This window comes from Paenibacillus sp. S-12 (assembly GCF_030363895.1).
Taxonomy (GTDB): domain Bacteria; phylum Bacillota; class Bacilli; order Paenibacillales; family Paenibacillaceae; genus Paenibacillus_B; species Paenibacillus_B alvei.
On sequence record NZ_JASIUF010000026.1, the window covers coordinates 304722 to 317824 of the forward strand.

At 47.6% G+C, this 13103-nt stretch carries 8 protein-coding genes; 7 read left to right on the forward strand and 1 reads right to left on the reverse strand.

The window, feature by feature from the left end; translation table 11 throughout:
- The first annotated feature begins 417 nt into the window (after positions 1–417).
- Positions 418–2268 (forward strand): asparagine synthase (glutamine-hydrolyzing), encoded by a 1851-nt coding sequence (gene asnB, locus NO352_RS24065; protein WP_289356944.1) that lies wholly within the window; start codon positions 418–420, stop codon positions 2266–2268.
- Positions 2269–2456: 188 nt separating this feature from the next.
- On the opposite strand, the gene NO352_RS24070 is transcribed toward asnB, so the two are convergent.
- Complete coding sequence (locus tag NO352_RS24070) at positions 2457–4088, reverse strand: MDR family MFS transporter (protein WP_289356945.1); 1632 nt, start codon at positions 4086–4088, stop codon at positions 2457–2459.
- Positions 4089–4322: 234 nt separating this feature from the next.
- Between NO352_RS24070 and NO352_RS24075 the strand changes: the two genes are divergently transcribed.
- The 6 genes from NO352_RS24075 to NO352_RS24100 all read left to right on the forward strand — a co-directional run bounded on the left by NO352_RS24075 (position 4323) and on the right by NO352_RS24100 (position 13100).
- The gene (locus NO352_RS24075) at positions 4323–5249 is read left to right on the forward strand and encodes a TetR/AcrR family transcriptional regulator (RefSeq protein WP_005543386.1); all 927 of its coding nucleotides are present in this window, start codon (positions 4323–4325) and stop codon (positions 5247–5249) included.
- The gene (locus tag NO352_RS24080) at positions 5234–5971 is read left to right on the forward strand and encodes an energy-coupling factor transporter transmembrane component T family protein (protein WP_005543383.1); all 738 of its coding nucleotides are present in this window, start codon (positions 5234–5236) and stop codon (positions 5969–5971) included. The genes NO352_RS24075 and NO352_RS24080 overlap by 16 nt, the downstream gene beginning before the upstream one ends.
- A gap of 152 nt (positions 5972–6123) precedes the next feature.
- Complete coding sequence (locus tag NO352_RS24085) at positions 6124–6741, forward strand: ECF transporter S component (RefSeq protein ID WP_412071023.1); 618 nt, start codon at positions 6124–6126, stop codon at positions 6739–6741.
- 20 nt (positions 6742–6761) lie between these two features.
- Positions 6762–8444 (forward strand): ATP-binding cassette domain-containing protein, encoded by a 1683-nt coding sequence (locus NO352_RS24090; RefSeq protein ID WP_289356946.1) that lies wholly within the window; start codon positions 6762–6764, stop codon positions 8442–8444.
- A gap of 58 nt (positions 8445–8502) precedes the next feature.
- Positions 8503–10041, forward strand: coding sequence for an MDR family MFS transporter (locus NO352_RS24095; RefSeq protein ID WP_289356947.1), 1539 nt, complete (start codon positions 8503–8505; stop codon positions 10039–10041).
- 311 nt (positions 10042–10352) lie between these two features.
- Positions 10353–13100, forward strand: coding sequence for an EAL domain-containing protein (locus NO352_RS24100; protein WP_289356948.1), 2748 nt, complete (start codon positions 10353–10355; stop codon positions 13098–13100).
- Positions 13101–13103 lie beyond the last annotated feature (3 nt).

Below are 13103 nucleotides of genomic sequence, written 5' to 3' on the forward strand. Positions count from 1 at the left end.
AGGATAAAATTGACGGCTCAGGTTGTCGAAAATATCATTTGAATGGTGAGGGTCAGATTCAGATACAGATTCGAGCTGTGATTAAATGGGTATTGTCTACTGTTCTTTATTTGTACTTGAGTCCATTGTCCGTTACAATGGAACGTGGTAATTAGTAACGAATGCAAATGTCGTGGTTAACTTGAAATTGTATACATATGAAAGCCGGTAGCTGCTCCAAGCGGTTATATCGTATCCTCATAAGTATCGAACATAGAAATGCGTCGAATTGACTGTAAGCCTGTGTCGCATTTCGTCAAAAACGTTTATAATGATTGCATGGACAAGCCCCGCCTTTTGCGGGGTATTGCCTTGTTCTGAGCGGGAACTTGAGACGTTTCACGCCATATGCAACGAGCGAAAGGATTTGGAACAATTATGTGTGGCATTGCTGGAATATATCATTTTCATGATCAACAACCTTCTGAACAAGTAGTCCGCTCGATGATGGACTTGATTCACCATCGCGGGCCGAATGACGCGAAGCTATGGATTGGCGATCGTGTTGGACTAGGCTTCCGCCGTTTGTCCATTATCGACGTCGCTGTTGGGGCGCAACCGCTCAGCAATGAGGATGATTCGGTATGGATTATTTTCAACGGAGAAATTTACAACTATCAAGAGCTGCGCGAGGATCTCATTCATCGCGGACATCAATTCAAAACACATACGGATACGGAAGTTATTCTTCATTTGTATGAAGAGCACGGCTCGAAGTGTGTTCATCATCTGCGGGGGATGTTCGGCTTCGCCATTTGGGATCGCAACAAGCAGGAGCTGTTTATTGCGCGCGACCATTTTGGAATTAAGCCTGTATACTATTATCAAAATGACGAGATGTTCGTCTTTGGTTCGGAAATTAAGAGCTTGCTCGCGGTTCCTGGTGTTCAGCGCCAAGTGAACATGAACAGCTTCTATAATTATTTGACGTTCCAGTACGTGCCGGATCCGAACACGATGTATCAAGGAATCCATAAGCTGCCGCCTGCTCACTGCATTACGATTCCTTTTGGCGGACAACCGGTTATCGAGAAGTACTGGGATCCAATGTTCGAGCCTGTGGATCGTCCATTGACACAAATAATCGAGGAAATTCGCGATGTTATGCGTGATTCCGTAGAGCACCACCTTCATAGTGAAGTGGAACGCGGCTGCTTCCTGTCCAGTGGAATTGACTCGACGATTACGTCGACTTTGATGCGTTCGATGGAACCGATCAAGACATTCAGTGTCGGCTTTGAGGGCGCGAACAATGAGACGATTATTGCGCGTGATACGGCAAAACAACTGGACACGGATCACTATGACCGCATCATTACACAGGAGATGTACTTCGACGCTGTGCCGCGTGCTATTTGGCACTTGGATGAGCCGGTAGCGGATCCGTCCGCAATCGCGTTATATGAGGTTGCGCGTTTGGCGAAAGAGCATGTCACGGTCGTATTGTCCGGTGAAGGTGCGGATGAATTGTTCGGCGGATACCGCATTTACCGCGAGCCGCATTCGCTTCGTTGCTTGTCTTGGATGCCTGAAGGCATGCAGCGCGCCGTACACAAGATGGTGCAGGCAGTTCCGTTCAGCTTCTACGGTAAAAACTACTTGCTCCGTGGAACGACGCCGCTTGAAGAGCGATTCCTTGGCAACGCGAATATTATGACAGACGATGCGAAGGTAGAGCTTCTGCGCGCAACGCAATCGGAGATTGCCGGGTTTACGAAGCCGTTCGATATCGCACGTACTTATTATGACCGTACACGCCACCTGGATCCGGTATCACGGATGCAGTATATCGATATGAACCTGTGGATGCCTGGTGATATCTTGATGAAGGCGGATAAGCTGACGATGGCGCATTCGCTTGAGCTGCGCGTTCCATTCTTGGATCGCAAAGTATTCGACGTTGCCCGCAGCATTCCCGCACATTATCGTATCGCGGAAGGCACGACAAAATATGCGCTTCGCAAAGCGATGCAGGGCATTATCCCAGATTCGGTATTGAACCGTCCGAAGCTCGGCTTCCCGGTTCCAATGCGCGACTGGCTGCGCACGGATCGTGCGAATATTTTGTGGGAAGAGCTGTCCGCTAGCGGCATTGACCACCTCGTCAATTTGACAGCGGTAGAGGATATGTTCCGCCGCCATAAGAATGGACAAGGCGATTATTCCCGTAAAATATGGACATTGCACGTATTCGCTTTATGGTACCGCACTTACATGAAGCAGCAATAAATCAGTCAATTATCGAGGGCAGTTCCCAATTAAAAGGGGCTGTCCTTTTTATGCTGTGTATTACCAAGAAATATTTACAATGTCACCCTCTGTATAACTAATGGCGCTCTATTTAGCCACAAGCAAAAAAGAAGCAAGCCAGATCCCTGACGGGAAAGGCTTGCTGCTTTTTTATTTGCATCTTATGATTAATTCGAAGAAGCTTGTGGCTGTGCGCTTAATGTGTCATCCGATCCTTCGCCAGTGGAGCCTGGTTTGCGCTTCTGCATCGCCTCACGGGAAATGCGTCCGTTGCCGATAAGCAGTGCAACAAAGATACCGAACACGATGAAGCCAAGGCCTGTCAGGAACACCGTGGAGAAGGAAGAAGACCAAGCATCCTTGATCGTATTCAACACATTCAGCTTCAAGTCTTCAGGCAGTTTCAGCATATCGCTGTTAATGAGCATTTGATACAGTGTATTCGAATCTGTACCGGTTTTGCTCAAAACTGCTTGCGTTCCTGGATCAGCCTTCGCTGTTGCAGCCGCAATATTTGTGGCAATAACACTATTCATGATAACGTTGAATAATGTCGCCCCGATTGTTGATCCGATAGAACGGAAGAACGTCGTAGCGGAAGTTACTGTACCAAGCTGCTCACGTGGAAATGCATTTTGCACAACCAGTGTAATGATTGGCATAACCATTCCGATACCGAAGCCAAGTACGACCATGAACGAATATGCCATCCAAGTTGAAGTGCTGACCCCCATCGTGCTCATGAGATAGAAGCCAACGGCACTAATAACCATACCAGTCGCCATTACCACACGGTAACGCATGCGTAGAACCAGCTGTCCTGCCAAGATGCTGGCGATAATCAAAGCGATCATCATTGGCGTCATCGTAGATCCTGCTTGCGTTGGAGTTACACCAAGCACTCCTTGCATGAACATTGGCACGAACATAATAGCACCGAACATGCCGAGGCCTACGAGGAAGCCGAGTGCGACAGATACGTTGAAAATACGGCTCTTGAATAACGACATATCGATAATTGGCTCTGCTGCGCGACGTTCAATGAATACGAAAAGAACGAACAGAAGCAGTGCACCTGCAAAGACTAGAATGCTCGTAGGAGAATCCCAAGCGTATTTGTCATGGTCGAGCGAAAGCCCGAGCAACAGTAAGACAATACCGGGGATAAGAGTGAAAATGCCGAGCCAGTCGATCGAGATCTTTTTGCTCTTATCTCGCGGCTCATCAAGTGACTTCATACCGATAAAGATTAAGACTGTTGACAACAAGCCGAACGGGACATTAATCAAGAAGATCCAGTGCCAGCTAATATGATCAACAATAAATCCGCCGAAGAATGGACCGATAACGGAACTAAGACCAAATATAGCACCGAATACTCCTTGCCACTTGGCGCGTTCCTGCGGGCTGAACATCATTCCGATAATCGTCTGGGACATTGGCATCAGCATACCGCCGCCAATACCTTGAATGGCCCGATAAATAATTAATTGTTCCATATTTACGGCAGTTGCACACAAGCCTGAACCGACGACGAAAATAAGCCATCCGGTCAAGTAAATGAACCGGCTGCCGAATAAGTCCGCTAATTTCCCGGCTAACGGAATGACTGCAGTTGAACAGATCATGTAGGCGGTCGTTACCCAAGCGAAGATAGCGAATCCGTTGAGATCCTTAATGATCGTTGGCATGGCCGTGCCGACGATCGTCTGCTCTAGGGAGCTGAAGAACATCCCCATGATCAGACCGAATAACACCATATTGCGGCGAGATGCCGCATGGTCTTTCACTGTGGCCATTTATTATCACCTTTCTTTCGTGCCCTTTTATTATTTTTTGAGTGACTGACCTTCGGGTCAAAAAATAGCATGTTGATACTATAAATCGGTTTGACCGCGAAGTCAATTGTTTTGGAACTAAAATATTTTTCATAATATAATGTTTGTGGTATGGTAGGAATAACGTATCACACGATGCTGACTAGACGGTCAAAAAAGATTGAACCGAAAGTCATGACATACGGAGGACGGAACATGGAAGAGAAAAAACGACTCATTATGGAAACAGCGCTCTCGCTGTTCGCCGAAAAAGGGTACCATGAAACATCAATCCAAGAAATTGCTGAGCGAATCGGCATTGCCAAAGGATCGGTCTACTCCTTCTTTCGTTCAAAGGAAGAAATTTTGTTCACGATATTTGACCATTATCATCAGATGATGTACGAACTTGCACGCGACACGCTGGCAGATAATTTGCCGGCTCGTCAAAAACTCAGCAAGCTTATCCATATTTCACTTGAACAGTTCGGCAGATTCAAGCTGTTCGTTACACTGCAGCGCAAGGAGGCGCATTTGTACAAGAAGCGTGAAATTCGGGATATGGTGTTCGATTTTCGTGCTAAACGCTTCTTTACCTTCCGCCAAGTAGTAGCTGAAGTATACGGCCAGGAAGCAGAACCGTATTGGATGGACCTAGCAACAATTATTAGTGGTATGACCATCGAGTTCATGAGTTATGCGACATTTGATCGGAAAAATGTGGACTTTGATCGAGTATGCACATTTATTGTGAATATTCTGGATGCGACTGCCGAAGCACTTGTCCACAAACAGTCCGAACCCGTGCTCACGATGGCGCTCATGAATGATTTTATGCGTTCTGGGCATGTAAGCATGTCCACCTCCCAGCAGCAATTATTGGATCAGGTATGGGTACTGAAGGAAGTGGTGATGAGCGCACCTTTCAATTTGAAGCAGCGCGAAGAAGCCGAGCAGGCGTATACGGCTTTGGAGTCGGAAATATTAAGAGGAGGCAGCAAAACGGTAAATGCTCGAGCGATGGCATTGTTCCTGTGTTCGATGCCGGATGCCCGCATTGAGCAGGCCGCACGGGAAATTCTCGTTTTGTTGGAGCGCACCTGCAGTACAGAGGGTGAGGAACGGACATGCAAGCGTGGTTGAACAGAATTGACCCGATTACGAAGGGAATATGGCTTTTCGGGACAGGCCTTGCAGTGATGGTGAGTATGAAGCTGGCTTGGCAATGTGGCTGGTTTTCATCATTGCTAATTATCGGTCTGACAGGATCTGGTTGGACAATCTCTCGCTGGAGAATGGTAATAACTTTGCTGATTGGCTTCGCACTACCGCTGTTCATCTTCCAATGTCTTGTTTTGCCGGGGGAGAGTATTAAGTTGGAGATTTTCGGTATGACGTTAACCGAGGAAGCGTACCGTAATTCCCTGACGCTCACACTGCGTGCAATGACATTGTTCTTGTCATCGCTGCTGTTCGCTTCAACAACTGCACCACGCGATGTTGTTACTGCGCTTTCGCACCATATGCGCCTGCCGGATCGTTTCGCATTTTCCGTCGCGATTGCTCTACGATTTGTGCCCCTGCTGGCTGAAGAGGCGCGCAGCATCCGCGAGGCGCAGCGTCTACGTCAGCTTGCTGCACCTCAGGGAATCGGTGAACGCTTGCGCCTAACGAACCGTTATGCAGCGGCTGTCATCTCTGGAGCGATGCGTCGTGTGCAAAATGTAGCAACGGCAATGGAGGCGAAGCAATTCGGATCGAAATATGCACGAACGTCATGGCGAACCTTGCGTTTTACTGGGCTTGGCATTTGTTTTGCAGCATTATCAGTTGCTGCAATGACTGTGACTATCTTAATAGGATAACTCCAAAAAATATCATTCACAGAGTTGAGAGATTTGACTTGCATTTCCGGGCTATCCCTTGTAACGTTAATGATGATTCATGTGTTATGGGTTAACATATAATTAACATTAGCATTACATAAGCTGAAGAAAGAATTGGGGATGAGTCATCTATGAAGATGGAAAATGGAACAACCGCAGTGAATGATTGCTTCTCGCTGCGTTCTCTTACATTGGCGGACTGGGTGCTTATGGCACTCCTCGCAGCAGTGAATGGTGTTATGACGGGCGGATTATCCTGGGTTAATAAGCTGCTTCACTCCGTTGGAGGACCAATGCTGACTTCTACGATTGTAGGACTGTACATGATATATGGCCTTCTTGCTATATATGTTATCCGCAAGCCAGGGGCAGCATTGGTAACATATGCACTTGGAGCGTGTGTTCAAATACTGATTGGTTCGGCATATGGGGCATGGTCTTGTATTGCCGCAGCAGCCTGTTATGCAGTTATTATTGAGCCATTGTTTTATTTATTCCGATATCGTCAGTACAATTGGTTATCCATGCTATTCGTAGGTACGGCCGCGGTGCCGCTGTGGTTCGTCGTGTCGGCTTTTATGTTCGGTTATATCCACTATGAGACGTGGGTACTTATTGCTACCCTTATAATCCGTTGTATTAGTGGTATGCTGCTGTGCGGCGCCCTGACCAAAATCATTGGTGACCGATTAGCCTCGACGAGAGCTTTGCGTCCATATGCGCTAGGAAGAGCGTATCGTGGGCAGTAGTGTAGAGGAGGCCAGTTGTAATGGGAATCCAACAGTCTAATGAGGTCATGCGCGCTGAGCGTGTGGCCTTTACTTATTTTGGCGAGTCTAAGCTTGCACTTCATTCATGCAGTTTTTGTATTCAGTCGGGTTCGGTTGTGTTGGTGGCAGGAGGAAATGGGAGCGGCAAAACAACGCTTCTCAAGCTGATGGCAGGTACAATGCAGTCTCATGAGGGCCAACTGCAGGGTGAAATCACTTATGGCATGCATCAAGATGGGACGGCGCCTATGATGGGCTTCATATTGCAAGAGGCCAAGGAGCAGTTCGTCATTGGGATCGTTGAGGATGAGCTTGCTTTTGCTCCTGAAAATCTTGGCTTGCCGCGCAAAGTCATTGTAAATAGAGTGGAGGAGCAGCTTGAAAGGGCTGATTTACGTGATCTCCGCTTGCGTCAGGTACAGCAGCTATCCGGAGGTGAGCAGCAAAGGACAGCCGTAGCGTCTGTTCTGACAATGGAGCCAGATGTGCTTCTTATTGATGATGCATGGAGCCAGATGGATAAGGAATCCCGTAATCGTCTGTCGGAGCAGCTTCAAGCTTGGCATGGCCAAGGCAGAACAATTATATTAGCCGTGTCACGTTTGGATGAGCTTGCTGCGGAATGGCAGCATGGTTGGATTCGGGAGGCACATCTGCTACTGTTGCACAATGGGAGAATGGTGTATGATGGAAAGATGCCTGCGTATCCAACAGGAACTGGCTTGAATGATCAACCACGTATGAAGGATGATTTGCGTATCCTGAAACTTTGCCGTGAGGCAGGAATTGTTCCCCCCCAGTGGGGACGGAGCGCAACTACATTGGATATAACGATACAGGCGCCATGTGGTATACAGAAAGATGAAGGCGAACATTTTTGCCATGATCGTAAGATAGAAACATATCATCGCGCAGCATGCGAGGACAAAGTGGTACTGTCCGTATCCAACTTGAACTATTGCTATCATCGAAATGCGGACCAGAATAGGAAAGATTCCGGAACGAACGCGCTCCATAAGGTTTCCTTCCAACTAAAGGCAGGGCAGTGCATGCTGCTGACCGGAGTGAATGGATCGGGGAAGTCGACGTTATTCCGCATCCTTACAGGCAGCTTGTTGAAACGCTCGGGAAGGATAGAGGGAAAAATTCAAATAGTAGGGAAAGCTGTATCGAAGCTTCGTACCTATGAATTGGCGCGGCTTATAGGATTTGCCGCACAGCAGCCGGAATCCGGATTTTTTGCAGCATCTGTACAGGAGGAGCTGCGAGATGCACTCCTTACAGCGAATCAGTGCGGGCAATTGCAGATTGAGGAAGAGATGATGGAAGGGCAAGCCGTATATGCATATGAACAGGTTGAGCGGGAAGTGGAGTACCGGTTGAGGCAATATCATTTATGGGATGTGAAGCATGTGCATCCGCATGATATGCCTGCTGGATTGAAGCGGCTGCTGAGTCTGGCGATCGCATCTGCGCACGAACCGGGGATTATTATGCTGGACGAGCCAACAGCTTCACTGGATGCAGCGCATGCAGCCTTCGTTCGCGACTGGTGTCTGAGTCAAGCCGAGCGGGGGCGAGCGCTGCTTGTTGCAACACATGATGGCATTTGGCAAGACGTAAATCACCCTCGGTTGGTGCATGCTAAGATGGATCGGGGTTCGCTCCATATTGACGTATAAAGGGAACTTTATTTATTCGGAAAAGCAGTACGATTTAGAACACGAAGGATGGGTATTCATGGGGAACGAGGCTTCTATGCAAGCGGGACGAAGTCGTAAGCTCGTCACGCTCGCGCTTTTATTGTCGACCTTTTTGGCGGCAATTGAGGTAACCGTAGTAAGTACAGCAATGCCGAAGATTGTTGCTGATTTAGGTGGACTTTCCTTGATTAGCTGGGTATATGCAGCGTATTTGCTCACGACTGCGATTTCAACGCCGCTGTTCGGCAAGCTGGCTGATTTGTATGGCCGCAAGAACATATTTATCATTGGCTCCGCATTGTTTGTGGGCGGATCGATGCTGTGTGGATTGTCGGGCAATATGACGCAAATGATCATATTCCGTGCTCTTCAAGGAATAGGGGCGGGGGCTGTGCTTCCTGTTACCTTTACGATGGTAGCAGACATTTACACCTATGAGGAGCGGGCCAAAATCCAAGGCCTATTCAGCTCGATATGGGGGATTGCGGGGCTGGTCGGTCCGTTAGTTGGCGGATTTTTCGTCGATTCCTTATCCTGGCACTGGATCTTTTTCTTCAATGTTCCGTTCGGCATCGTGTCGGTGTGGATGATCATCGTATGCTTCCACGAGAAGGTGGAACGCAAGGACAAGCCAATTGACTATGCGGGTGCAGCGACATTTTCCATTGGAATGACGGCGTTTTTGTTTGCGATTATTACAGGAGGTCAGGGGATTGCGTGGAATTCTCCTTGGATGTTCGTGCTCCTTGGCGTAGCGGCAGTGTTCCTTATTCTCTTCTTCCGAATTGAAGTCAAGGCGAAGGAGCCGATGGTTCCGCTTAAGCTGTTTCGCATTCGCGACATTGCAGTGTCGAATCTCGTCAGCTTCCTTGTAAGTGCCGTGCTGATTGGAATTAGCTCCTACATGCCGCTGTGGACACAGGGCGTACTTGGGCAAAATGCCTCCAGCTCGGGATTATCGTTGACCCCTATGTCGATTGGCTGGTTGATTGGCTCTATTGTAGGCGGCCGTATGCTGATCCAAATTGGCGCACGTGTGACCTCGACGCTCGGAATGATTCTGATCGTAATGGCTTCGATATGGCTTGCAACGATTACAGGAGAGACATCGATCTTCATCATTGTCGTAATCATGTCATTGGCGGGTTTGGGCTTTGGTTTGTCGTTCACGGTGTTCACGATTATCGTTCAGTCATCTGTGGACTGGAGTATGAGAGGAGCTTCTACTGCGTTGAACACGTTCGTGCGGGCATTGGGGCAGACACTCGGCATTGCTGCTTTTGGTACATTCTTGAACGCGAGTATTGCGTCAATGGTATCGGGTGCAGGTTCAGACATATCCTCGCGTGTCTCAAGTGATGATTTGAGCAAACTGTTGAATCCAGAAAGCGCACACTCGCTGTCCTCTGATTTAATGAGTACCCTGCGATCTTTCTTAGAAACGGGTCTAGGTCAAGTATTTCTCTTAATGGCAGTCATTGCCGTGATCTGCCTCGTGTGCATGCTGTTCATGCCAAAGCCAGCTGCATCGGAGGGGTCATCCAAGCATAACCAACCTTCTGCACCGTCTCACTAGAGTGAATGCGTTGATACTAAATTCAATGGGTCTGATCTCCCAGGCATTTTAGTCAAAAACGGTAATAAGTCCGTTCTTCCTGCAGCTTGAACTGTATGGGAGGGCGGATTTTTTTATTTAAGATTTGTTATTTAAAGGATCATACGCGGTTATTGATCGCGGCGGTAGCCAAGAATAATGTGCTTGTTGTACGTTGCAAATAAATCATTCTACATTATTCTCCATAAAAGTAGGAAATTTTGGATTTGTGTCGAAGTATTTTCGGAATAGGAGAAATGAACTGCTTCCAACTGTAAAGGAGTCACTCTGCCATGTCACGTACGTTACACCCGTTGGCTTCGCTGCGCACAAGTATGCTGTTCGTGATACTGACCGTTCTCACTGCAGTGTTCTCTGTCATTGGGCTCGAATTTTCATACGGTGCAGAATTCATGCTGTGCGGAGCCACTCTGCTCATTATGCTTGTTCTGTACGGTTCGCATTGGGCGGCAATTATGGCGCTTATTGTTGGACTAGGCTTCTATTTTTCTGGTAATGGCTCATTTATATTGCTGCTTATTGGATTGGAAATGATTTTGGTTGGATATATGTATGAACGGAAGAGAGGACTTCTTCTCCTTTGGGACAGTCTGTTTTGGTTTGGAATTGGTGCTCCGCTTGCAGTGATGTTATTTTACTTGCAGACGAACGAATTCAATGCAGAGGCATTGCTTCAATATTTTATGTTCGCGATGAGCGGACTATTGAATGCTTTAATCGCAGATGTGGTCGTTACTTACATGCCATGGAAGCGGCTGATGCCTGACTTGCGAACGAAGTCAGTGTATCTCAATCAACTGTTGATGCATCTCTCCGTCGCAATTGTATTTATTCCATTCCTGCTGAATATGTTAATCGATAGCCGTGATATGCAGCGAGATATCGAGCGGGATTCCATCACAAGAATCGAATTGCAGACCGCTCAAATTACGGATACTTTATTGGGGATGGGGAAGAAGGAGCGCCAAGGCATTAACCTCGGATCGATTATGGAGACGGGAAAGCTTCGCGATAACCTAAAGCTCCATTCCCAGAACGGATTGTTGAAGCTGGCTGCTTATAATAGAAGGGGTCAGTTAGTCGCATCTAGTGATGAGGTATGGTTCGAACGAAATGGTGGGTATGTGGGTGACAATGTCCCTAACAAGTCTCCTGTCCGCGTGCCTGCCAATCATTCGCAGATGAGAACAGATGCTTATGGAGTGAGATCTTCCTTTTCCCGCATACTGCCTCCGGATCGAAATTATGATTATGGAACAAGGAGGTGGAATGACGGTTATTATGTACTGGAGGATAGGCTGACAGATCATCCGATCGCCAAGGTGGTTGGCTTTATTCCAATCTCCTATTTTTTGCAAACGACGATAGATGTGTATTTGCGCAAATTTCTTATGCTGTTCATGGTCTGCCTGCTTGCTACCGGGGTATCTCTTGCTGTAAGCCGCTTCATTGTCCGTTCACTCGGTGATCTGGAAAAAGCGACAGCGGGCATGCACCATCGATTGCTGAAAGATATTTCTGTTAAGTGGCCGTGTATTCGAATCGGGGAAATTCGCTCCTTGGCACTCAACTTCCGCGCGATGGGTGATCGCTTAACTGAAGTGTTCAAGGAATTGCTGCGCATGAATGAGAAGCTGCTGGATCAAACAAAGATGCTGGAACTATCGGAAGAGAGGCTGCAGCATATCGCATATTATGATACATTGACCCAGCTTCCCAATCGTCATTTCTTTACGATGAATGTGGAGAGAGCTTTGGACGCTGCAGAGAACAAGGCGAGCTCCCTGGCACTGATGTTCATCGATATTGATCGATTCAAGCATATTAATGATTCGCTTGGCCACAATGTGGGGGATATGCTGCTCGTACAAGTTGCGCAGCGCTTGTCTGATTGTCTGTCCAAGCTGTCCGGACGTCATTTATCTTCGAGATATGGAGGGGATGAGTTCATCATTATGCTGGAGGACAGCTCCAGGGAGGAGATCAGCGCAGTAGCAAATCGGATCCTGCACCGGCTTCGGGAAAGCTTCCACGTACAGAGTCATGAGCTGTTCGTCTCCGCCAGCATCGGTGTTTCCTTATACCCGGATAATGGACACGCCTATACGGATCTGCTGAAGCAGGCTGATACAGCCATGTATGCGGCCAAAGACGGAGGAGGCCATTCAGTAGTGTTCTATGATGAACTGCAGCCGCAATTGCATCCTGAGCGCATGTTTATGGAAACTCGATTGTATAAAGCCTTGCAGCGTCGAGAAATGCTGCTTCACTATCAACCGATTGTTGATGTATCTGGAGAAGTCACGGGAGCAGAGGTGCTCCTTCGCTGGTTACCTGAAGAGGGCGGCTTCATCTCGCCGGCACAATTCATTCCGGTCGCAGAAGAAACAGGTCTCATTGTGCCGATTGGCGAATGGGTGCTGCGGACTGCTTGCATGCAGTATCGAATGTGGATGGATGCGGGCATGCCCAGCTTTCAATTATCGATTAACGTTTCATTAAGGCAGTTGCTCGTACAGGACTTTGTAAGTACCATTGATCGAATTATTAGAGACTATGAACTTTATCCGAGTGATTTGATTTTAGAAATAACCGAAGGATATATGAGTAAATCAATTGAACAGGTCAATGAGGTATTAAGCAATTTGAAGAGGCGAGGTGTACAGATTGGAATTGATGATTTCGGTACCGGTTATTCCTCGCTGCATCGTCTAAGAACATTGCCAGTGCATGTTCTGAAAATTGATCGTTCCTTCGTAAGGCATCTATTCGCCGATAAAGTGAACGCCTCGATAGTACAGGCGATCATTCAAATGGGAGACAGCATGAATCTGAAAGTAACCGCTGAAGGAATTGAAACCTCCCAAGAGCTCGATCAGTTGATAGCGCTAGGCTGCAAGCAATTTCAAGGCTATTATATTAGCCCTCCTCTTGCGGCCGATGAGTTCGCTGCCAGATTCCCTGACTTTTCTAGCCAGCTAAGAAGTCGCCCAGACTCAATTGCAGCATATGGGGGTTGATTC